This window comes from Aeribacillus sp. FSL K6-1121 (genome assembly GCF_038003725.1).
Classification (GTDB): Bacteria; Bacillota; Bacilli; order Bacillales; family Aeribacillaceae; genus Aeribacillus; species Aeribacillus composti.
The window spans coordinates 1,977,967-1,999,828 of the sequence record NZ_JBBOPS010000001.1 but is presented as its reverse complement, the minus strand read 5'-3'; the positions used below and the strand labels follow the sequence as shown (position 1 = coordinate 1,999,828).

Here is a 21,862-nt window from a genome sequence, read left to right as displayed (position 1 = left end):
GTTTAGGAAAAAAAGCAAAAATCGTGGGGGCTATTTGGCATGCGTAAATTTATTTAGTTAGGGGCTTCTAATAAGTCGATTTTCCAGCTTATAGACGCCCCTTTAATGTTGATATATCAATGCTTATGATGTTTCGTTTTCAGTGGATTTTGACTTTCTGGACAGCCCCCTAAATAAATCCACTGAAACAAATAGATTTACTAAAAACTCTTGACTAATTGTAAGTAGGGGATGTCTCAAAACATGAGACATCCCCTTGCAACGATAAAGTACCTTCATCTTAAAACTGCTTGATGTTTACCATTTCCGCAATCGAATAAAAAATAATATCAACAGCGGTCTTTAGCTCATCATCGGTCATCGCCAAAACAGGGATAAACGTGATGACAGGACCTAATGGTCGGATAATAAGCCCGCGCTTTCTAGCTTCTAAAATAATTTTATGCTCAATCTGCTCCGAGCGCTCGAATATTTCTTTTGTTTTCTTATCCTTGACGATTTCGATGCCAATCATGAGTCCTTTTTGACGAATATCACCGACGATCGGCAGTTCATAAAGCTTTTGCAATTTATCTGCCAACGCATGAGCTTTTCGTTGGACATCCGAAACTAAGTTTCTCTGTTCGATCAACTCAATATTTTTTAACGCAACAGAACAAGATAATTGATTTCCCGTATATGTATGACCATGGAAAAATGTTTTATTTTCATGAACATCTCCTAAAAATGCAGAATAAATTTCTTCTGTTGTCAATGTTGCCGCAAGCGGTAAATATCCTCCTGTGATGCCTTTGGCTAAGCAAACAATATCAGGCTGGACATCTTCTTGTTCGCAGGCAAATAATGTTCCGGTTCTGCCGAATCCAACAGCCACTTCATCGCAAATAAGCAAAATATTGTATTTGCGGCAAAGCTTTTCAATACCTTTTAAAAACCCTTTCGGATGTACAATGATTCCTGCCGCTCCTTGAACGAGCGGTTCGACAATCATACCCGCGACTTCTGAATGATGCTGTTCAAGCGTTTCTTCTAGCTTTGTTAAACAATAATTCACAATTTCCTTTTCATCGCCATATTCGTCCATTCTATATACATATGGGGAAGGTACTTCAATTCGTTCAAACAATAGCGGCCTAAAGATTCGATGGAATAAATCCAAGCCGCCAACACTTACAGCACCAATGGTATCCCCGTGATAAGCTTCTTTTAATGAGATAAATTTGTTTTTATCTTTGTAGCGGACAGGGTCAATGTTTTGCCAGTACTGATATGCCATCTTCAATGCAATTTCAACGGCAGCAGCCCCTGTATCGGAATAAAATACTTTTGATAAATTTCCTCCCCAAATTTCCACTAGTTTTTTTGCTAATAAAATGGAAGGAACATTCGCGGACCCTAAAAGCGTAGAATGAGAGATTTTTTCAATTTGTTCATGAAGCACTTCGTTTAATTCAGGGTCACTGTGTCCGTGAACATTTACCCATAAAGATGCATAACCGTCTAAATATTTTTTTCCTTCGACATCATAAAGGTAGCTTCCCTTTCCTTTTTCAATGATGAGCGGCTTTTCTTCGATATAAGACTTCATTTGGGTAAAAGGATGCCATACATATTGTTTATCAAGTTGTTCTAACTGTTCGTACCTATACTTCAATTTCTAATCCCCCTGACAATACATTCTTAAGTTCTTGCTTGGATATCAATGTGTTGGCTAATTGAGTAAGACTGTCTTTAGACAAAGAGTCCATTGTTGGCAATTTAGCAATGATAGGAAGATTCAACATCTTATGTATAGTCCGTACATTATCAATATGAATCATATTGTATTGGTCAAAATGGTTAAATATAAGCCCAAGGATATCAATGTCGTGCTTTTCGGCATAATTTACAGTTGTGAGTGTATGGTGTATAGCTCCTAATCCAGCCAGAGACACGAGAATTGTTGGCAATTCACATTCTTGAATTAAATCTTTTGTCATATAAAATCCGTTAGAATGTTCAATGAGCGGAACCGCGAGTCCACCTGCTCCTTCTACTAGAACAACATCGTATTGATTTTTTAATTCTAAAATTTTATTTTTTATTTCATTTGGCAGAATCGTAGTATTTGTGATCTCTGAAGCTAAATGAGGGGAAACAGCAGGCTCCATATAATACATCCCCGTAGAGCCTTTTTCTTCTCCAATCACTTCTTCATACCAATATTGATCGGCAAAAGAATCGCTCTCTTCTACTACACCTGTTTGAATGGGTTTAAATATTTTTGTTTTCACTCCCATTTCTTTCAATACCAGAAATAGAATGGAAGTGACAATCGTTTTGCCAATTTCTGTTCCGGTCCCTGTGATAAAAATCGCTTTTCCCATTAAGATGCAACTCCTTGTTTATGAATCAAAAAGTTCGTCCGTGGAAGAATCTGCGCTGCGATGATGGAACATAGGATACATAAGAAAATATCTCCCGGTATAGGAATCACAAAACCAAATAATAATGTTTGAGCAATCGTTAACGACTTATCGAAAATAAATTTCATTGCTGCATATAACCAAAGACAGCCAAGAAGATACACTACAAGAAGGCAGGCGAAATTAGCGAGGAAAATAGAAAATGTTTTTACCAATTGAAATCTCTTAATCAACCAGCCATTGACGTATGCTCCTAACACAAAACCTAGTAAATAACCAAATGTAGGTTTAAAAATGTAACTTGGACCTCCTCCTTCCGCAAAAACAGGCGCACCTGCCAGTCCAATCAAAACGTAAACAAGCTGGCTTAACATTCCGAGTTTCGGACCTAACAAACACCCAGCTAAATAAACAGATACAATTTGCAGCGTAAATGGGACATATGGAATAGGGATTTTAATAAACCCACCGATCGCCGTTAACGCCGCAAAAAGAGCAATTAACACCATCGACTTGATTTTCATGCTTTTCCTCCTAATACAATATTTGTTATTTATTATGCAAGAAGAATGATAGAAATGTCAACTAAAAATTTTATTTGGTTAACATATTAAAGAAGAAGGAGGTTAATGAAGGGAACTTTGCCAACTATAACAGCAATCATCGAAAGACCGATTTTGCCAGTGAAGCATGAAGTTTTTTCGGTCCAGACCCGGATAATTTTGACTATTAATAGATAGATATAAGCGATTCAAAATCAATCGGGAGCTGCAGCACATTCTTTCTTACACGGCGAATTATTCCGCCCGCTGCTTCCGGATTAAAAGAGCACAAGCTTATTATGATATAAACCGAGGAGCAAAGAAAAACGGCATCACTAAAATTGGTACCCGCACTTTCGAAAAACGTTTGGGTGCCATTTTTTTTAGCGCACGAAAGATGTAGCATTTCTACAGGAGATTTCATTCATCTCCTTCAGTCACGTTCAAGATCTGATCGATCAAGCGGCCGATGATTTCAGTTTATAATCAAGAAAGTTCTTGTTCGTGTTTATGAATTACTGTTTCGCAATCTTTTAAACACCATCTCTTTTACAGTGTCCAGTTTGCAAGACGGATAGTTTTCTGGAGAATGATGAGTTCAAGTAAAAACAACAAAGTTCGTCGTTTCAGAAGGGTAAACAAATATTTATGAGCAGTCGGGAAACTCAAGGAGTAATAGTGTTTACAAAAATGTGTAGAAAAATTTGACAAAAGTTTGCTGCATTTTCTTTAATTGTAAATTGCCTTTATTAAACATAGTTTGGTAAGGTCTATTTTTTTTCTCTTTGACAACTGCTAATTGGTATGTTAAAAGATAAACAGGCATATAGAAAATAAGAATCATTCTGTTTTATTAATAACAATGTTAGGAGAATGAACGATGGAAAATGCAGGAAAACAGATTGGGAAAGATGTTGCCGGTACGGCCTTATTTGGCGGGATTTTATTGCTGTTTTTATTCGGGGATCGTCTTATTGATCCGAGTTTCATTCCAAAAGAAGTTTTAAATGTAAGTACGTTGTTTTTAAGCATTATTTTAGAGGCCATTCCATTTATTTTACTTGGTGTATTTGCATCAGCGCTCATTCAAACATTTGTTTCAGAGGATACGCTCAAACGCTTCATTCCGAAGCACCCGATTCTCGCTCTCGTTCCCGCCGCAATTGTTGGCGCATTTTTACCTATTTGCGAATGTGCGATTGTTCCGGTCGTGCGAAGACTTGTTTTAAAGGGAATGCCGCTACATTTAGGCGTCGTTATCATGGTGACGGCACCTATTTTAAATCCGGTTGTGTTTGCCTCTACATATTACGCTTTTCAAACAAACATGGATGTCGTTTATGCCCGAATGGGACTAGCGTTTGTCGCATCGATCGTTATCGGTGCAATCATTTATTTCTTTTTTCGCACTAGCTTACCATTAAAAAAACAGCATCATTTGCATGAACATCATCATCATGCAAAAAATCGCTGGCTTGAAACACTTTTGCACGCCAGTGATGAGTTTTTCGATGTAGGGCGCTATTTAATTGTTGGTGCGCTTGTTGCAAGTGCTTTTCAAGCGGGTTTTGATCGAACGACGCTGCTGGAAATCGGGGGAGATCAGACTGTAGCACCTGCAGTCATGATGGGATTAGCGTACATTCTCTCATTATGTTCTGAAGCGGATGCGTTTGTCGCAGCTTCGTTCGGTTCAACGTTTACGATCGGTTCTCTTGTTGCTTTCCTTGTTTACGGTCCGATGATTGACTTAAAAAATACGTTTATGCTGTTTGCCTATTTTAAACCGAAATTTGTAGCTGTATTCATTTTCGTAGTAACGGTTGTCATTTATGGCAGTATCATTCTTCTGCAATCTTTAAACATTTTATAGGGGAGGGAGACTATGCGTTCTTTTCATATGTTCATTCGAGGAATTATATTAGCAGGATATGCACTATTGCTTTTTAAGCTTTTATTGACTTCTCAATTAGCGAATTATGTATCGCCGAAAATGCTTCCATTTATATATTTTGCGCTATTTGTGCTGCTTATATTAGGAGGAATGCAAATATTGCGGAGCGGCATGAATACGTCGGAGAGTCATTGTCATTGCGATGGAGAACATTATATGCCGAAGACGCCTGCTAGTACGGTGTTTATTTATTCGCTCTTTTTGCTGCCAGTAATGATCGGATTAATGCTGTCCAATCATGTGTTGGACAGTTCTGTCGCTTCGAAACGAGGCGTTCAATTCGGTGCACAGCCATTAGCGGAGAGTACCAATTCGCAGGTTCAAACGGAAGAGAAAGATTTAGTAGAGGAATATTTGCGTGATCCAGAAGGTTATATGAAAAAGGTAGACGAGCGAGTAAATGAGATTTTGCAAGAGGACAATTCGGCTGTTCAAAGTACAGAAAAGGAAAATGAGCAGTTGAAAAACGATTTAATCGGAACGGATAAAATTGTTGTGACAGATGAAAAATATATTTCTACCATTAATATGATTAGCGAAAATGTCGAACAATTAATTGGAAAAAAAGTCGAAATTACGGGCTTTGTTTTTCGCGAACGAGATTTTCGTTCGAACCAACTCGTTGTGGCTCGTTTTGGTGTTACATGTTGTATCGCCGATGCGAGTGTTTACGGCATGCTGGTGGAGGGAGAAAATGTTGCGAAGCTGAAGGATGACACTTGGATTAAAGTTACAGGTACCATTCATAAAACAACGTATCATCAATCAACCATTCCAGTCATTGAACAACCCGCTATAGAAATGATCGAGGTACCAGACCAACCGTACGTTTATGAAGAATACTAACTGACTAAAGGGTTCGATGTCTGGCATGTTCCGAAGTTTGTTGAAGAATGGTAGGCTAAAAAAAGAAAGCCTTTTGTTCCCATGTCTCTGTCAAGTAGATAGTAAAAAAGAGTATATTAAGTGCACATCTCCCTGTTAAGAAGACTGTGAAAAAAGAGTGTAATAAGCTGCGGTCTTTTCTCGGAATTCAACCGGGGAAAGGCCGTTAAATTTTTCTTAAAACCATTCGTGATTAACTCATCAATCGCTATATATGCTTGTCCTAATGGTTTTGAATGTAACTTCTCCGTTTTCACATCTCTACTAATCGCGCTCCTTCAGCTGTTATGAGTTCAACTTTTCATGCGCCGTTATACATTTCATCAGCACAAAATACTTCAGCAGAAGCAACAATACAAAAATTTCGCAGCTCAAATGGTCAAAAAGGGAACTAAGTTTAAGTTCAAGTAAAGCATAAAGATTTACAATATTCAATTTGATGCGGAAGAGGTTTATACTTAGAAGAGAGTGGAGGAAGCAGAAAAATTTCGTGAGCCGCTATTTTTTTCTTCAAGGGGACTGCAAAAAAAGTTAAAAATAATGAGGATCACCAATCTTTTTTAAACCGCAGAAATGTTGTCAAGCTCTCATGGAAGAGGAGAAGTTTTACATAATTTGTGCTGTCGCGAGGCGAGATGAATTGGTTCCCCTTTATCATGTTTATGTTCAATTATAAAAAGTAAATCTAATTGATCTAGAGGGTGACATATGAGAAAAACGATAATACTTCCGTGGACAGAAGAGTGGGAAAAATCGTATAAGAAAGAAGCGAAAATACTTAAAGCTATTTTTAAAGATGAAATCGTTGATATATTCCATATAGGAAGCACGTCTATTCCGACAATCGGCTACGCAAAACCAATTATCGATATTTTGATTGTTGTTAAAGATATTGAAAAGGTTGATTTATACAATGAAAAAATGAAGGAATTGGGATATGAACCGAGAGGGGAAAATGGGATATCTGGTAGAAGATACTTCCCAAAAGGACAAGATAACCGAACACACCATGTACATATTTATCAAATTGGCCACGAAAATATTGAAAAACATTTGCTTTTTAAAGAATACATGATAAAAAATCCAGATGAAGCTAAAAAATATGGTGAATTAAAAATGAAATTAGCAAAACAGTTTCCAGATCATACTCATCAATATCAAAAGGGGAAAGAATCGTTTGTCAATGAGATGGTTGAAAAATCTCTCAAATGGGCATCAAAAAATAATAAATAAAGAAAAAGAAACTCGGTCAAGCAATTGTTGTCCAGGAAAAAAACAAAATATACTTATTATGAAATTATTTTGTTGGCCAAAATTTTGGAGAAGACTAAAACAAATTGGTTGCAAACCCTTAAGCTATTTCTTTCTTGCAGGATTCCCCATTACTATTTTATACTATTTATGTATTATATTGTATATGTTCAGAATAAATTTGATCTCACCAACAAAAAAGTTCTTTATGAAAATCAACTCCAATTTTTATTTACTCAACTTTCGCAGCTCAATTTTGGTAAATAAGCCTTGATATAATTAGGCAAAACTACAATCCATTTACGTAATTGACTTTCGATGAATTTTTTAATCTTTTGATTTACATTTTGAAGTGCATCTTCAAGAATTTCAATGAGTAGTTGAAGTGCAAAGGCCCAATCTAGTTCATCGATTTCATCACAAAGTTCATAAAAAATGCCGCCTAATGTTCGATAATCTGTACTTACTCGGTTTTGCCAAGACAAAACAATGTACCTTGTAAACACAATAGTGGTATGGCTGATCATGGAATCATAAGATCTTCCTTGGAACTCTTTTTGGAGTTTCAATAAGGATTTGACTGTTTTGAAGAATACTTCAATATCCCAACGTATCCCATAAATACGAATGATTTCTTGATCCGATAAAGTACAGTCTGTACTCAAAATAGCTAGCCACTGTCTCTTTTTATTACGATTACGGACAAATACCACTTTAACAGGTACGCCATTTGCCATCGTTGTGTGAATAGAGCGCAAAATACCCTTTTGATGTTGTGATGGTTTAGCTGTTTGGTATAGTTTTTTTAGGCTCACCCATTCACCGTTCACTTGATATCTTTGTTTTGTATCCTTCACCATTCCAATAACATCCAACCCTTGATCCACAATGGACTTGATCAAAGGCTGTTGGGTAAACCATGTATCCATTAAAACGTATGAGGCATCGATTCCTTGAGAAAGTGCCCGTTTAATCATATTGGGAATAACTTCCGGCGCTTTTTGTAAAGCTTCGACACGCCGCTTATAACCGGATGTACGCTTATCGATTCGGTTATCAATCCCATTGATTTGGGAATTCGTAGAGCTTAATAAAGCAAAATCAATAGGCAAAAATGTAGCACCATCTGACCAGCCGAGTGTAAGCATACGAAATCCTTTGTAATAACGCATTTTTTGAGAAGAATGATCGAAACAGCGAGCAAGCAGTTCAACCTTTTTACTGCGATTTCGTTCATAAGATGAGTCGTCCACGATCAGCACTTTCGGACGGTCGTGTCTCGTTAAACTACTTACCTTCATAATGGTGAAAGTACTCAAAACAAGTAAAAACCTGCGCCAATTGTATTGAGGGTTATTTAAGAAGCGATAAATAGCGTTTTTTTCCGGCAAATCTTTAGCTTTTTTACTTTGAAGAAGTCGAAACAAATTTTTGCCTTCAAAAACTAAACTAAAAACTAGCTGGAATAAATAGGCGCAGGAATAACCGAAACCCTTGTTAATTCCCACTTTCCTTAAATATTTTAAGATTTCAAGTTCATCAAATATAGCTTTTACTTCTTTTGGTAGTTGATTGTTCAGTCTGTTATTCGTTATCATAATAAGAGACACCTCACCTGCTTTTGGTAATGTTTTTTCTGGACAATTAAACTATACCAAAAGTTGAGGTGTTTTTTTTTTGCAAATTTTTATGTCAAGAAGTATTCGAAACAACCAACAAACCCATTAACCGTAAGGCTTAGAAATCCAATTTACTGTGAGAAAGTTGAGTTATTTATAAAAAAACATAAGGAAATAAAGAGCTCAATTTTGCTTACGCCCGCTCTTATTTCCTCAGCCTATTAGACATTGGTGAAATATTTTTGACTCACCAGCTTGATTTTTTGACGCCTGGAATTTGTCCTTTGTAGGCTAACCCACGGAATGCAATGTGCGACAGCTTAAATTTACGGAGATAACCTCTTGGCCTTCCGGTAATTTCACAACGATTTTTTAGACGGATAGGAGGGGGAGCTTTTGAAGAGCTTCATAGTCCCCTTTCTCCTTTAGCTCTCGTCTTAGCTCAGCATATTTAACAACGAATTCTTGTCTTTTTCTTTCTTTCGCTATTTTTGATTTTTTAGCCAATGTTCGTCCTTCCTGTCATATCATTTATTATTGAAAATTCCTCATTATTGCGTGACATCATCGTCTTGAAAAATTCGGCTTTCTGTCGCTCCTTTTTGAAATAGATATTTTCCGCTGTATGGTTTTGCTTCTTGATCAACTTTAGAAATGATAATCTGACAAATTCTTCTTCCTATCGTTAATTCAATCGGTAGGCGATTCGCGTTAAACAGTTCCAACGTGATTTGTCCTTTAAATCCCGGGTCAACCCAACCGGCATTTTGAATAAATAGCCCTAAGCGGCCGATCGAGCTTCTTCCTTCTACAAAAGCAGTAAGATTTTCCGGCAGCTCGATGGTTTCTATAGTAGTAGCAAGCAAGAAAGAGAAGGGGGGAATGACAATTTTCTCGTTTTCAGCCACTACTTCTTTATATTTCGCTTTCGCCTCTAATGATAGATGAGCATTGGTGTGCTCATCCATCACAAGAAAATGATTTCCAAGGCGCAAATCTACTGAAGCAGGTTGAATTTGCTCTTTTGTTAAGGGATCAATGACCAATTCTTTATGTTGTATTTTCTCAAGAATAGTTTTTCCAGATAAAATCATTCCTTCTTTCCTTCCTCCAGTTACACTTTTTGTAAATTCCAAGGGAATGGATCTGGAAGAGTAGACCAGTCTTGATCAAACTCAGCGTCGGTTAGTAAACATTTATCCAATTCCTTTATAATTTCTTCAGGGCGTAAATCTATTCCAATAAATACTAATTCTGTTTGCCGATCTCCGAACTGATCATCCCACTCGTCCAGCAAATGAGGGTTTTCCTTTAAAATTTGCTGCTGCTCTTCTTTCGGTAAAGAAGCGACCCAATAAGAGATCGGTTCAATACTAACAGAAGGTCCTGCCTGTGACATCAAAAGGGCAAGGTTATTTCTAGTTGCGCACCATGCAATTCCCTTTGCCCTTACAATATTTTCGGGCATGGAGTGAAGCCAATTGTAAAAGCGCTCGGAATGGAAAGGCAAACGTCTTGAATAAACAAAGGAAGAAATTCCATATTCTTCAGTTTCCGGTGTATGCTGATCATGCCCTTGCTCTAACTCCTTGATCCATCCTGCTGAAGAGCTTGCTTCCTCAAAATTGAATAGTCCAGTGTTTAAAATCTCTCGAGGATCAATCTCACCTTTGACAGTACGAATAAGTTTCGCTTTTGGCTGCAATGTTTTTAATACCTTTTCCAGCTTTGCCAATTCTTCTTCAGACACCAAGTCACACTTATTCAAGATGAGCACATCACAAAATTCAATTTGGTCAATAAGAAGGTCTGCGATTTCACGAGTATCGTCTTCACTTAACGCTTGCTTTCTATCTAATAGCCGATCACCTGACTGGTAATCCTTCCAGAATCGATTGGCATCTACAACCGTCACCATCGTATCCAATCGACAAAAGCGCGTCAGATCGATTCCTAGTTCTTCATCAATATATGAAAAAGTCTGAGCAACTGGGATTGGCTCACTAATTCCAGTCGATTCAATAATGATATAATCGATATTTCCTTGTTTAGCGAGCCTTTCTACTTCAATTAATAGATCTTCCCTTAATGTACAGCAAATACATCCGTTTGACATTTCGACTAGCTTCTCCTCAGTTCTTGAAAGCTCTCCGCCTTGTTTGACTAATTCAGCATCAATATTGACCTCGCTTATATCGTTCACAATAACGGCTACCTTGAGCCCTTGGCGATTTTGTAAAATATGATTCAGAATGGTAGTTTTCCCTGCTCCTAAGTAGCCGCTTAAAACGGTCACAGGTATTTTTTTATCCATTGTCATCTTCCTTTCAACAATTAAAGTTTTTCTTTGACCTCAGATTGGTTCGAGATAATTGAAAACCAATTTATATAAATCGTAATCATTACGATTTATATAATATTTAAACATATTTTTTTCGTAAATGCAAAATAAACTGTGGGAGTATTGATTTAGAATGCCGCAAGCCGAATATTAAACGATATACATAAAAGCAGAACGGTTGGTGCAATCCATCCATAGCTGCCAAAAAGTACTTCAGAGAAAGGTCTTCTACAAAACAATCGTACAATACACATCATGAACAATTTCTGGAAGCTTGAAATCAATGTGCACAATGCTTTTATAAATGGAAAAAAGATTATCCATTCACAAATTCCGTTTTAGATGGTATAGTTTTTACTATTTTCAAGGAGTGGAAAAGAGATGAACCCTTTTATTCTAATCGTAGGAGCGGGTCTGTCGGGATTGGAATGGGGATATTATTAAAACGATTAGGAATTAAAAATTGCGGAATTTTAGAGCGTGACCGTATTGGGTCATCGTTTATGCAATGGCCGAAGGAGATGAGATTTATTACGCCATCGTTCACAGGATAAGGATTTGGTGCATTAGATTTAAACGCTGTTTCGCTGTCTGTTTTTGATTATAAAAAATTTGTTTAATCACCCAAAAAATTGCTGGAGAAATGGTTGTTTTTTTGTTTAAGTGTATATATCAAATTGAGGATGAACCAAGTATAATTTGATTAAAATTTTCTGAATAAAAAGAAAATAAAGTATTATTACCTGATAAACATCAATGAATATTCGTAAAAAATGATAGCGTTTTCAATTATTTAATTAATCTCATGTGAGGGGGAATGAAATTGTTTAAAGCATCTAATGGTGAAGAAATTTTTATTATTGATGCACACATTGCCTTATGGGATGGAAGCAAGGAGAATCAATTGAATATCCACGGAGAACAATTTATTAGTTGTTTTTATGATTATCACAAAAATCTAAGTCCGAAAGAATATTGGTGGCCGAAAGATGAGTTTGTAAAGTATTCTCCAGAAAAACTTGTGAATGACGTGTTTATGGAAGGATATGTGGATATGGCGATTTTTCAGCCAGTTTTTCTAAAAGAGTTTTATAAAAATGGCTTTGGTAATTTTGATGCAAATGAGGAGCTTTCAAAAAAGTACCCTAATCGTTTTATTTGCAATGGAACATTCGATCCTCGGCATGGCGAACGAGGCTTAGAAAAATTAGAAGAAAACAAAGAAAAATACAACTGGCAAGGGGTCAAGTTATATACAGCTGATTGGTATGGTAATTCAAAGGGCTATAAACTATCTGATGATTGGTCAAAAAGATATCTTGAAAAATGTCAAGAACTGGGGATAAGAAACATACACATTCATAAGGGACCGACGATCACTCCTTTAAATCGGGATGCATTTGACGTAGCAGATGTTGATGATGCAGCAAGCTGTTTCCCTGAACTGAACTTTATTGTCGAACATGTAGGGCTTCCAAGATTAGAAGATTTTTGCTGGATTGCTACACAAGAGAAAAATGTCTATGCAGGTTTGGCAGTTGCCATTGCTTTAATTCATGATCGACCTCGTTATTTTGCTCACATTATAAGTGAATTGTTGTATTGGCTTGATGAAGACCGAATCATTTTTGGAAGTGACTATGCTATATGGGAACCGAAATGGATCATTGAAAAGTTTCTTGAATTTGAGCTTCCAGAGGATATACAAGAAGAGACTGGAGTTACATTTGATTTGGAAGTGAAGAAAAAGATTTTAGCAGGAAATGCAGCGAGATTATATAACATTGATATCGAAAAACAAAAAGAAAAATTAAAAAACTGTCAATTATCCAAACGGATAGCGTGACGAATAGAGAATAGTTGATGAAAAAACTTAAAAGGGAGGTGAAAGCGAGGTAATGGATAAAGAAAAGCAAGTATATAGCATGCTTGAAAAAGTGTATGATCCTGAACTGGATCAGCCGTTAACAGAGTTGGGATTTATCGATCAAGTCATCGTTAAGGATAATCATGTTAAAGTAGTCTTTCGCCTTCCAACTTATTGGTGCTCTCCTAACTTTGCCTACATCATGGCTGAAGATATAAGGAAATATGTATCTGAGATTGAATGGGTAAAAACGGTTCAAGTTCATTTACTCGATCATTGTGCATCCGATGAAATTAATCACGGAGCATCAGCAGGAAAATCGTTTCGCGAAGTCTTCCATAATGTATCTGACGGAGATCTTGAAGAATTACGCAAAACTTTTGATATAAAAGCCTACTATGCAAGGCAAGAGAAACTGATGAAATATCTACTAAAAATAGGAATGTCAAAGGAAGAAATTACGTCTTTATCTCTACAAGAACTGAATGAACTGTCCCTGCCCGAAGAAGGGAGGCTGTTAAGAGAAAAATATTTGGAGAAGAAAAAAGTATTCCATCACTCAAGTGCATTTGCCATAACAACTCCAGAAGGGAAACCATTGACTGAAGAAGAGTTTTCAGATTACTTGAAAGGCGCCAAACTGACAAGGTTGAGCATGGAGTTTAATGCGCATTATTGCCGGGGACTGTTGGAGGCACGATATAATTTGTCTGCTGCTTATGAAGACAGTTTGGCAAAATGATTCATAATTTTTACAGCGTACAAATAATTTCATAATAAAAGGAAAGGTGATGTAAGATGAGTAAAAATGTTCTTATTATTACTGGCGATGCTGCTGAAGCATTAGAAGTGTTTTATCCTTATTATCGTTGTATTGAAGAAAATATTAATTGTACAATTGCCTCACCTGTTAAAAAGAAGCTCCAGACGGTTGTCCATGATTTCCTTCCTGAAATGGAGACTTTTACAGAAAAATGGGCATATAAAATCGAATCTCATGCATCAGTAGATGAGATTAATCCTGCCGACTATGATGGATTAATTATCCCAGGAGGGCGTGCGCCTGAATATATTCGTATGAATCCAAAGGTTCAGGAAATTACTGCTCACTTTTTAAAAGAAAATAAACCTCTTGGGGTGATCTGTCATGGACAATTAGTCTTAACAACTGTAAGAGAATATATCAAAGGAAGAGAGATGACAGCTTACACTGCTTGTAGACCAGAAGTGGAAGCAGCAGGCGCTACTTATGTGGAAAAAATGCTTCATGTGGATGGGAACATTGTATCGGGCCACGCTTGGCCGGATTTACCGGGATTCATGAGAGAATTCTTTAAATTGTTGAATGTAAGAGAAAAGTCTGCTGTTTAAAACATAAAAGGGCTGATGTATTTGAAAATGCAACCCGAATATCGGATACTTAAAAAAGTTCGATATTCGGGATTTTTTGTTTCATCAGGAAAAATACGTTTATCATCGAATCCAAGATGTAAGCGGAGGAAATCCAATGAGGATGATTTTGAGTGACGTTCAAATGAGACAGTTAGTGAAAATCATTGGAATGTCAAACATGTGTCCAGACGTTCTCCACATTTAGAGCAGTTCCTAATTACTTGTCTAAAAGGAAATAGCCCATTGAAAGACACTATGGACTTAAATACTTGGTGTATGGCAGCAATCCCAAATTTTTCCTGACGGTCGTCTCCCCGAACAACATTTGCCGATTGTCTTTTTTCATTCACTCCCGTTTCGATCAAATTATACGGACTTAACGGTTTAAAGAATTTAATAACAGTAACGATATATAAAATATGACAATTCCTTCTGTTGTTTTAGGGTTAATTCCTGTCAGCTCTTCGATTTTATTTAAACGGTAGTGCAGTGTATTAATATGGATATTCATTTCCTCTGCCGTTCTTTTGATCGATTGATTATTGTTCATATAGTGTTGTAACGTTTCGATTAGAATTTGATCTTTTTCCATCATATGAATGGTTTGCTTCAAAAAATCCTTTTGCATCTCTGTTGGGATATCATCCAAGATGATTTCTAATATAAGATCCTCATAAAATACGATGCCTTTATTTTTTCGCGCTACCTTTAATGCTTTTTGTGCTTCTTTAAAAGATTTATTGATCATGTGTTTGCAAGCTGTTTTTCCTATGCCAATAGCTAAAGTGCTTTTGTATCTGTTTTCGATTCTTTTTTTAAAATCGTTTAACTGACTGTAAAAATAATTTTGTTTATAAGAAGCATCCATCTTTTTTAATACTAAAAAGCGCTCTTGCCCCCATCGAACAATAAAATGTTTTTCTTTCCCGAAGATAGAATAAAACAATTCTATGATTTCTTTTTGAATTCGATGAATATCGTAATTATTTAATGTGTGTATCTCCAATTCCATGAGTGTGCAAACATGAGTGTCATACACAGGAATGCCTAACATAAACCCGCGCTCTAAAAAATCTTTATCCACAGATGAAGCATTGATCCATTCATAAAGATACGATTCTATTCCTCTTATTTCCCATTCGTTTCTTTCAGTATAATATGCTTCTTGTATAATGAGCTCTGTCATTCTTCTAATTAAGTCCGCATAAGGCTCCACTTGTTTCGGTTCGCCAGTTATTCCGATCACTCCAATTACCTTGTTATGAAACATAATGGGCATATTGATTCCTGCTTTGACGCCTTTCAGCACTTGTGCTTTGATTTGATCAATGTAAAGCTTTTGTTTGGACTTAATAACAATCGTAGCTCCTTCATGAAAAGAGCCAATCCGACTCTCATCAGTGGAGGATATGATGATCCCATTAATATCAACTAATATGATATCCTCTTTGACTACGTCCTGAACCTCTGAAATAATTTTAGCAGCCAGCTTTGGGGATAATTGCAACTCGTATCACCACCCTTTTGGTTAAAAAGACAATAAAATAGGCATTTTTGCTATGTTAATTATATCATCATACATAGATAATATGACTCTCATTCTTTATAATAAAACGAAAAGAATAAAAGTGAGGGGTTTGAATGATTGCTCCTGATATAAAGAGGGAATTCATAAATATTGTAGGAGAAGAAAATTTTGAAGATTCGGAAGTTGAAAGGTTAGTATATTCGTATGATGCGACTCCAAATTTTCAATCGATTCCGGATGCGGTCGTTTCGCCTAGAAATACAGAGGAAGTATCTAAAATATTGCAATTATGTAATGAAAATAAAATACCGATTGTTCCGCGGGGCTCTGGTACGAACTTATGCGCCGGCACTTGTCCTGTTGAAGGAGGAATCGTTCTTCTATTTAAACATATGAACAAAATTTTAGAGATCGATGAGGAAAACTTAACCGTCACATGTCAACCGGGAGTTATCACACTTGATTTAATCCATGCGGTGGAACAAAAAGGTTTGTTTTATCCACCAGACCCAAGCTCAATGAAAATATCTACAATTGGGGGAAATATTAACGAAAATTCTGGAGGATTAAGAGGACTGAAATATGGAGTAACTCGTGATTATGTGCTAGGGCTAGAGGCGGTTCTTCCTAATGGGGAAATTGTTCGAACAGGAGGAAAGCTAGCGAAAGATGTGGCAGGGTATGATTTAACGCGCTTATTTATAGGTTCTGAAGGAACGTTAGGAGTGATTACAGAAGCGACATTAAAGCTGATCCCACTGCCTGAATCAAAAAAGACAATGCTTGCTTTATTTCAAGATTTAGAAGCTGCTGCGCGTTCCGTATCGAAAATTATTGCCAATAAAGTAATTCCGGCAACTTTAGAGTTTTTAGATCAGCCGACGCTAAAAGTAGTGGAGGACTATTCACAAATCGGACTGCCAACAGACGTTCAAGCCGTATTACTGATTGAACAAGATGGAACGCCTGAAAATGTGAGTAAAGATATGAAGGTCATGGAAGAAATATGCAGGAGTGAAAACGCAGTATCTGTACAAATTGCCCAGTCAGAAGAAGAAGCTGAAGCTTTACGAACAGCGAGACGCACCGCTTTGTCCGCCTTAGCCAGACTGGCACCAACTACCATTTTAGAAGATGCGACTGTTCCAAGATCAGAAATTGCCAAAATGGTCAAAGCCATTAATGAAATAGCCGCAAAACATAACGTAAAAATATGCACGTTTGGTCATGCGGGAGACGGAAACCTTCATCCTACCTGCACGACAGATATTCGGAAGAAAGATGAGATGGAACGGGTGGAAAAAGCTTTTGCTGAAATATTTGCAAAGGCCATTGAACTGGGAGGAACAATTACTGGAGAACATGGAGTAGGAGCCATGAAAGCGCCTTATTTAGAATGGAAGCTAGGGAAATCTGGCATCGATGTGATGAAGTCGATCAAAGCTGCATTGGATCCAAACAATATTATGAATCCTGGGAAATTATTTGCAAAGGATACACGAAAACGAGTGGTGATCTCAAAATGATGACAGAATCAGAAAAGCAAAATATCCAAAGAGATTTCAAGGAACGCATGGACGAAGATGAGCTGTTAAATTGTATGAGATGCGGTTTTTGTTTGCCATCTTGCCCAACTTACATTGTGTCTGGATATAAAGAAAGCCAATCACCAAGAGGAAGAATTGCCTTAATGAAGGCAGTTTATGATGGGGTCCTTCAACCGGATGATGAATTTGAAAAGTCTTTAAACTTGTGTTTAGGATGTCGTGCGTGTGAGCCGGTTTGTCCATCAGGTGTGAATTATGGACATTTATTAGAAGAAGCAAGAGACATAATGAACCAAAATAAAAAGCATTCTTTACCTGTGCGGGCAGTTCGAAATGTGGTTTTTAAACAACTATTTCCTAAAAAAAGTAATTTAATCAACATAACTAGCTTAGTTGGATTTTATCAAAAATCTGGACTTCAAAAAGCGGCACGTAAAATAGGATTTATGAAACTGTTTCCAGATCATCTCCGCGAAATGGAAAAAATATTGCCTGATGTTCCTGAGAGAAAGACACTGAAACAGCGATCTGAATATTTCCCGCCAAAAGGAGAGAAAAAAGCAACTGTTGCTTTCTTTTCCGGATGTTTAATGGACACGTTGTTTCTCGAAACAAATCATGCAACCATTCAATTATTGCAAAAAGCCGGGTGTGAAATTGTTATTCCCAAAACACAAGCATGCTGCGGAGCTTTGCACGGTCATAGCGGAGAAAAAGAACTAGCGAAAGAATTAGCAAAACAAAATATTGAAGCGTTTGGAAAAAACGAAGTAGATTATATTATAACAAACGCAGGTGGCTGCGGCGCTTTCTTGATTGAATATGATCACTTATTAAAAGATGATCCGCAATGGTCAGAGCGCGCTGAAAAATTTGTTGCAAAAATAAAAGACATTACGTCCATTTTATATGAGCTTGATTTTCACAAACAATTTCGCCTTTCACTTCCTGAACAAGTCGTCACATATCAAGATTCCTGTCACCTGAGAAACGTCATGAAAACGTCAAAAGCTCCTAGAGAATTGCTTCGTTCAATTAAAGGAGTAACATTCACAGAAATGGAAAATGCCGATAGCTGCTGTGGCTCTGCAGGCATTTATAACATTGTCGAACCGAAAACATCCATGGAAATTTTAGATCAGAAAATGGAAAAAATGAAAAAAACCAGTGCCACTACAATAGTAACAGCTAATCCAGGATGTTTCATGCAAATGAAGCTAGGAATTGAAAGAGAAGGATTAAAGGATGTAAAAGCTGTTCATATTGTGGATCTATTGTTAGAAGCAGTGAAATAACGAACAAGCACTATATTTGATGTAATTTTGAAACTTAATGTGAATGTTTAATTGCTAAGCTGCAGTTTTTTGTTCAGATGATTATGGGGGAGGACTTTCTCTAAGAAACGGACTTGTTTGAAGTAGCTTCTACTCAAGTGTCTCAGACCTTCGGAAGCATCTGTGTCTGATTTTAAGTTAAATTCAACATAAAATGAAGAAAAGAAACGGAATGTACCGCGCATGCATTCCGTTATTTCAACCGCCATCAAGATAGATTTTACGGTTGTGAGAACATATAGATTTTTCATGAATGAAATAACTAAACGTTTCTTTTTATTCCAGACTTCATTTTCATCATTGGAGGATTTTGCTTGCGGCGTTGGCAAGTTTGCTTTCGTTTGATGATCCAGTCTAACTTTAAGCAGATTCATTCCCTTTTAGAACAAGAATATTTTTTGGGCTGTCCAGAATGAAACATCATAATCATTGATATATCAACGTTTCAAAAATATTAAAGGGGCGTCTATAAGCCGGAAAATCGACTTATTAGACAGCCCCTATGTGTAGAAGACTCCGCTCATGGAATACATTAGTTAGCATTCCGCCTCTGTGAAAAATCTCAGCCAAAAGGTGCCTTCACTCGCAAACAAGTTACGATTGCTCTGCTAAAAAATAAATTTTCTTCACTTTCTCCTTAAACTGCTCAACATGAACAAACCGCGCTTCTCGCAAAACCTCTTTTCCATCGACATATAAAATTAAAACAGGTGCGGTAAATATGGATAAGTGACCGGCTATGTTCGGAATATCATCCGCATTGATAAAGCCCATTTGAATTTTTGGAAACTCAGCCAGCACTTTTTCCACCTTTGGCAGCAAAGCATGACAAACACTGCAATTTGTTTTGGATATATATAAAAATGCCAAATGATGACTATTAATAAATTGCTCGACATCTTCTATGGAAAATAAATCATGGTTTGTCTGCAAAATTCATTTCGTCTCCTTTCATGATCAAAAAACTTACTTCATTATACCATAGGAAGGTATAAAGAAATTGAACAGATGCTTCACACGTTGAGAAGCAGGAGATTCACTTGGAGGGGCTTTAGAAGATGAGTATTGACGGCTTCTATTCTTTAATCGTTTGAATAGAAAATATTTGGAAAAACGATTATGAACAAAAACTGGAAGTGATGAATCAAATTTGAGAGTAAACGTTCGATGATTTCAAATTGTGCAGATGATATCGCTTACCTTAACAGGAAAGAACACGGAAAAACGAATGATGTTAGAAGTCTTTCTTGTATATAACAAAGAAATTTTAACTTATTGCCCTTTGTATTGTTCTTGTTCGTTGATCTGCCGGGCAAAAATACCTTTTTCTATTTATTAGGCAGCTGGCAGCAAAATCAACGGATGCTCTTTTCTACCCCTTGTAAGTGAACACGTACATTAATTATGTTGAATTACACAAGTCATTCAGCCGCTTTGATGCGAAATCATTCAACATTGCAGACCTTTATGTAGATTTTCTCCGTAAGAAATCTTCTCCAATAAATACATTAACCCCCAGCACCTAAGTACTGGGGAAAAAAACATGAATCCCCCGCTGACGGGGTGAAATGGCCTGCGACGCGGCAGGCAACTTATCATTAAGTTATGAGTTTATTGTTGATATTATGCAATGAGAGGAACCATTTAGGGCTCCTCTCCGTTGAAAACACAAACGAATCCACGTTTTTTCACGTGTGAAATGGTCTGTGACGAGACAGACAACTTATTTTGTATTCTAAGTATAGAAAAATCTTGGGAAATGTCAATACATGATCAATACACTGTCAATACGTTACAGATAAATACCCATTTTACACGGTTCATAATCTTATTTAAATCATCCTTGTTTATATTGCCGATATGTTGCTTTAGCCTTACTTTGTTAACTGTCGTTAATTCTTCCACCTTTACGGCGGAAGTCTGCGTTAAAAACGGATAGACTTCCTTTTTGAGAAAATAATGTGTCGCAAGTTTTGGCGATACCTTTGTTTTTCCTTTCCGATCTGTTATAGTTTTGGTTTTTAACTTTGTAGTCAGCGGAGCTATCTTAACATTACCGGATGTACGGTTAATTCTGTTATTAGAAAGGACAAGCACCGGTCGTTCTCCGTTTTGCTCTGTGCCGATATTTTCCCCGAGTTCACAAGTGAAAATGGCCCCTTGAACGATCAGTCGTTTCATTTGCGTTTGCTCATTCTCAATCCATTCATTAGCTAATGTGATCTTATTGGGATACATTCGTCTAGTTTAGCTTTTTTTAAACGTAATCGTTCACGTTTTACTGCATCTGATTCCATCTTCTTCTCCCTTTCCCTTTGTTTTATACCGTTACACTCATGATTGTATCACGTCATGATCTTAAAGTTTGTTAAAGCTTCAATATTTTTTCGCTATACATTCCCATCATTTTGTCGCTTGCAGGGTATGCCGAAACATCAATAGAATGATTATATAACAGTGTAATAACAGAATGTATCGGTGTTTTGACTAGTGATATAGACGAAGGACTAATATTGATTGAATCGAGAGACGTGTGTACCTAATTAAGAATGAAGGAATCTGCTTTAAGAAAGTATGCTCTCATTCTCCAAGCAAGACGCGGGTGGGAGCGAGGCTATTTAGAAAAGACATTATATTCTCTTGAAGCGTTTTATGGAGATAAAACAGAGCAGCGATATGACGCCAGAAACAAGCGGCAGAAGCAGTAATGGCATGTGTTCGACAATCAAACGTAGCAGTTTGCGAAATGAAGACAAAACGGGAATTAGATCGTTATAACGATAATATACAAACGTTAAAAGTGATGGTGCCAAACAAAACGATCTGCTAAAGTACTCATGATGAGGTTAGATCAACAACAGAAATACATAAAGGAAAGGGATGAACTTCTCACGCGGTTTCTAAAGGAATCCATGGAGACACACAAAATGATCACTGTGGCCAAAGAGGAAGAGCAAAAGAAGAAAAAGTGTTTTGGTCTCTTCATCTCTTTTGTGATTGTTCATTTCACATGCATCCTCTTTTCCCTCAAGTTCAGTATTCATGCGAGAATCAAAATTGTACATTTATTAAATTAGCATTCATATGCATCTTCGCTCTGTATGAGTAAAATGTTTGTTGGAGAAAGATAAGATCCTTCCGTTAGAAGCAGGAGTTTCTCTTAAATGGTAGGGGGAAAGGCAAAATAAATGCAAAAA

18 protein-coding genes and 3 pseudogenes are annotated in these 21,862 nt (G+C 36.9%); 10 read left to right on the top strand and 11 right to left on the bottom strand.

The features are described 5' to 3' along the window. Positions 1–280 precede the first annotated feature (280 nt). Genes bioA through NSQ61_RS09675 form a run of 3 tightly spaced genes read right to left on the bottom strand, consistent with a single transcriptional unit; the run spans position 281 to position 2,929 of the window. Positions 281–1,654, bottom strand: a complete 1,374-nt coding sequence (bioA, locus tag NSQ61_RS09685) for an adenosylmethionine--8-amino-7-oxononanoate transaminase (RefSeq protein ID WP_327859067.1) — start codon at positions 1,652–1,654, stop codon at positions 281–283. Continuing rightward, entirely contained in the window at positions 1,644–2,366 is a 723-nt protein-coding gene (gene bioD / locus NSQ61_RS09680; RefSeq protein ID WP_327859066.1) for a dethiobiotin synthase, read from the bottom strand. The genes bioA and bioD overlap by 11 nt, the downstream gene beginning before the upstream one ends. Continuing rightward, positions 2,366–2,929, bottom strand: coding sequence for a biotin transporter BioY (locus tag NSQ61_RS09675; protein ID WP_063386449.1), 564 nt, complete (start codon positions 2,927–2,929; stop codon positions 2,366–2,368). The genes bioD and NSQ61_RS09675 overlap by 1 nt, the downstream gene beginning before the upstream one ends. An 898-nt stretch (positions 2,930–3,827) precedes the next feature. Here NSQ61_RS09675 and NSQ61_RS09670 point away from each other — a divergent pair. The 3 genes from NSQ61_RS09670 (at position 3,828) to NSQ61_RS09660 (ending at position 7,019) form a co-directional block, all read left to right on the top strand. Further along, positions 3,828–4,820, top strand: coding sequence for a permease (locus tag NSQ61_RS09670; RefSeq protein WP_327859065.1), 993 nt, complete (start codon positions 3,828–3,830; stop codon positions 4,818–4,820). A gap of 12 nt (positions 4,821–4,832) precedes the next feature. Next, positions 4,833–5,747 (top strand): TIGR03943 family putative permease subunit, encoded by a 915-nt coding sequence (locus NSQ61_RS09665; RefSeq protein WP_242513805.1) that lies wholly within the window; start codon positions 4,833–4,835, stop codon positions 5,745–5,747. A 747-nt stretch (positions 5,748–6,494) separates the two neighbouring features. Further along, entirely contained in the window at positions 6,495–7,019 is a 525-nt protein-coding gene (locus NSQ61_RS09660) for a GrpB family protein (protein ID WP_339212351.1), read from the top strand. A gap of 254 nt (positions 7,020–7,273) precedes the next feature. Here NSQ61_RS09660 and NSQ61_RS09655 read toward each other — a convergent pair whose 3' ends face one another. From NSQ61_RS09655 to NSQ61_RS09640, 4 genes and pseudogenes are all read right to left on the bottom strand, one after another. After that, on the bottom strand, positions 7,274–8,635 hold the full coding sequence (locus NSQ61_RS09655) for an IS4 family transposase (protein WP_094245809.1): 1,362 nt from the start codon (positions 8,633–8,635) through the stop codon (positions 7,274–7,276). A gap of 268 nt (positions 8,636–8,903) precedes the next feature. Then, positions 8,904–9,163 (bottom strand): annotated as a pseudogene (gene rpsN / locus NSQ61_RS09650) (30S ribosomal protein S14). 44 nt (positions 9,164–9,207) lie between these two features. Then, on the bottom strand, positions 9,208–9,750 hold the full coding sequence (dcd, locus tag NSQ61_RS09645) for a dCTP deaminase (protein ID WP_066249898.1): 543 nt from the start codon (positions 9,748–9,750) through the stop codon (positions 9,208–9,210). A 20-nt stretch (positions 9,751–9,770) separates the two neighbouring features. After that, positions 9,771–10,970 carry a GTP-binding protein gene (locus NSQ61_RS09640; RefSeq protein WP_340806842.1) on the bottom strand — a complete coding sequence of 400 codons (1,200 nt, stop codon included), beginning with the start codon at positions 10,968–10,970 and terminating at the stop codon, positions 9,771–9,773. Positions 10,971–11,425: 455 nt separating this feature from the next. Here NSQ61_RS09640 and NSQ61_RS09635 point away from each other — a divergent pair. The 4 genes and pseudogenes from NSQ61_RS09635 to NSQ61_RS09620 all read left to right on the top strand — a co-directional run. Then, positions 11,426–11,548 (top strand): annotated as a pseudogene (locus NSQ61_RS09635) (NAD(P)-binding domain-containing protein); the annotation flags it as partial. Between the two features lie 272 nt (positions 11,549–11,820). Next, positions 11,821–12,843 carry an amidohydrolase family protein gene (locus tag NSQ61_RS09630; protein ID WP_063386441.1) on the top strand — a complete coding sequence of 341 codons (1,023 nt, stop codon included), beginning with the start codon at positions 11,821–11,823 and terminating at the stop codon, positions 12,841–12,843. A gap of 52 nt (positions 12,844–12,895) precedes the next feature. Further along, the gene (locus tag NSQ61_RS09625) at positions 12,896–13,606 is read left to right on the top strand and encodes an iron-sulfur cluster assembly protein (RefSeq protein WP_251250251.1); all 711 of its coding nucleotides are present in this window, start codon (positions 12,896–12,898) and stop codon (positions 13,604–13,606) included. A 56-nt stretch (positions 13,607–13,662) separates the two neighbouring features. After that, entirely contained in the window at positions 13,663–14,235 is a 573-nt protein-coding gene (locus NSQ61_RS09620) for a DJ-1/PfpI family protein (RefSeq protein ID WP_311067065.1), read from the top strand. Between the two features lie 397 nt (positions 14,236–14,632). On the opposite strand, the gene NSQ61_RS09615 is transcribed toward NSQ61_RS09620, so the two are convergent. Further along, positions 14,633–15,763, bottom strand: a complete 1,131-nt coding sequence (locus NSQ61_RS09615) for a CdaR family transcriptional regulator (RefSeq protein WP_340806836.1) — start codon at positions 15,761–15,763, stop codon at positions 14,633–14,635. A 134-nt stretch (positions 15,764–15,897) separates the two neighbouring features. Here NSQ61_RS09615 and glcD point away from each other — a divergent pair, with 134 nt between their 5' ends. Beyond that, entirely contained in the window at positions 15,898–17,310 is a 1,413-nt protein-coding gene (glcD, locus tag NSQ61_RS09610) for a glycolate oxidase subunit GlcD (RefSeq protein ID WP_063386437.1), read from the top strand. Then, the gene (locus NSQ61_RS09605; RefSeq protein ID WP_340808093.1) at positions 17,310–18,626 is read left to right on the top strand and encodes a (Fe-S)-binding protein; all 1,317 of its coding nucleotides are present in this window, start codon (positions 17,310–17,312) and stop codon (positions 18,624–18,626) included. Before glcD ends, NSQ61_RS09605 begins: the two co-directional genes overlap by 1 nt. A gap of 47 nt (positions 18,627–18,673) precedes the next feature. On the opposite strand, the gene NSQ61_RS09600 is transcribed toward NSQ61_RS09605, so the two are convergent. From NSQ61_RS09600 to NSQ61_RS09590, 3 genes and pseudogenes are all read right to left on the bottom strand, one after another. Further along, positions 18,674–19,039 (bottom strand): hypothetical protein, encoded by a 366-nt coding sequence (locus NSQ61_RS09600; protein WP_340806835.1) that lies wholly within the window; start codon positions 19,037–19,039, stop codon positions 18,674–18,676. 220 nt (positions 19,040–19,259) lie between these two features. After that, positions 19,260–19,598, bottom strand: a complete 339-nt coding sequence (locus NSQ61_RS09595) for a thioredoxin family protein (RefSeq protein WP_063386435.1) — start codon at positions 19,596–19,598, stop codon at positions 19,260–19,262. Between the two features lie 840 nt (positions 19,599–20,438). Then, positions 20,439–20,962 (bottom strand): annotated as a pseudogene (locus NSQ61_RS09590) (type II toxin-antitoxin system PemK/MazF family toxin). A 410-nt stretch (positions 20,963–21,372) separates the two neighbouring features. Between NSQ61_RS09590 and NSQ61_RS09585 the strand changes: the two are divergent. Further along, entirely contained in the window at positions 21,373–21,495 is a 123-nt protein-coding gene (locus tag NSQ61_RS09585; protein WP_261308773.1) for a hypothetical protein, read from the top strand. Positions 21,496–21,862 lie beyond the last annotated feature (367 nt).

What these genes read in the sequence shown, in the direction of transcription:
- bioD (WP_327859066.1), bottom strand. Translation starts at nt 2,366, where the DNA reads ATGGGAAAAGCGATTTTTATCACAGGGACCGGAACAGAAATTGGCAAA.
- NSQ61_RS09675 (WP_063386449.1), bottom strand. Translation starts at nt 2,929, where the DNA reads ATGAAAATCAAGTCGATGGTGTTAATTGCTCTTTTTGCGGCGTTAACG.
- NSQ61_RS09670 (WP_327859065.1), top strand. Translation starts at nt 3,828, where the DNA reads ATGGAAAATGCAGGAAAACAGATTGGGAAAGATGTTGCCGGTACGGCC.
- NSQ61_RS09665 (WP_242513805.1), top strand. Translation starts at nt 4,833, where the DNA reads ATGCGTTCTTTTCATATGTTCATTCGAGGAATTATATTAGCAGGATAT.
- NSQ61_RS09660 (WP_339212351.1), top strand. Translation starts at nt 6,495, where the DNA reads ATGAGAAAAACGATAATACTTCCGTGGACAGAAGAGTGGGAAAAATCG.
- NSQ61_RS09655 (WP_094245809.1), bottom strand. Translation starts at nt 8,635, where the DNA reads ATGATAACGAATAACAGACTGAACAATCAACTACCAAAAGAAGTAAAA.
- dcd (WP_066249898.1), bottom strand. Translation starts at nt 9,750, where the DNA reads ATGATTTTATCTGGAAAAACTATTCTTGAGAAAATACAACATAAAGAA.
- NSQ61_RS09640 (WP_340806842.1), bottom strand. Translation starts at nt 10,970, where the DNA reads ATGGATAAAAAAATACCTGTGACCGTTTTAAGCGGCTACTTAGGAGCA.
- NSQ61_RS09625 (WP_251250251.1), top strand. Translation starts at nt 12,896, where the DNA reads ATGGATAAAGAAAAGCAAGTATATAGCATGCTTGAAAAAGTGTATGAT.
- NSQ61_RS09620 (WP_311067065.1), top strand. Translation starts at nt 13,663, where the DNA reads ATGAGTAAAAATGTTCTTATTATTACTGGCGATGCTGCTGAAGCATTA.
- glcD (WP_063386437.1), top strand. Translation starts at nt 15,898, where the DNA reads ATGATTGCTCCTGATATAAAGAGGGAATTCATAAATATTGTAGGAGAA.
- NSQ61_RS09605 (WP_340808093.1), top strand. Translation starts at nt 17,310, where the DNA reads ATGACAGAATCAGAAAAGCAAAATATCCAAAGAGATTTCAAGGAACGC.
- NSQ61_RS09600 (WP_340806835.1), bottom strand. Translation starts at nt 19,039, where the DNA reads ATGAATCTGCTTAAAGTTAGACTGGATCATCAAACGAAAGCAAACTTG.
- NSQ61_RS09585 (WP_261308773.1), top strand. Translation starts at nt 21,373, where the DNA reads ATGGCATGTGTTCGACAATCAAACGTAGCAGTTTGCGAAATGAAGACA.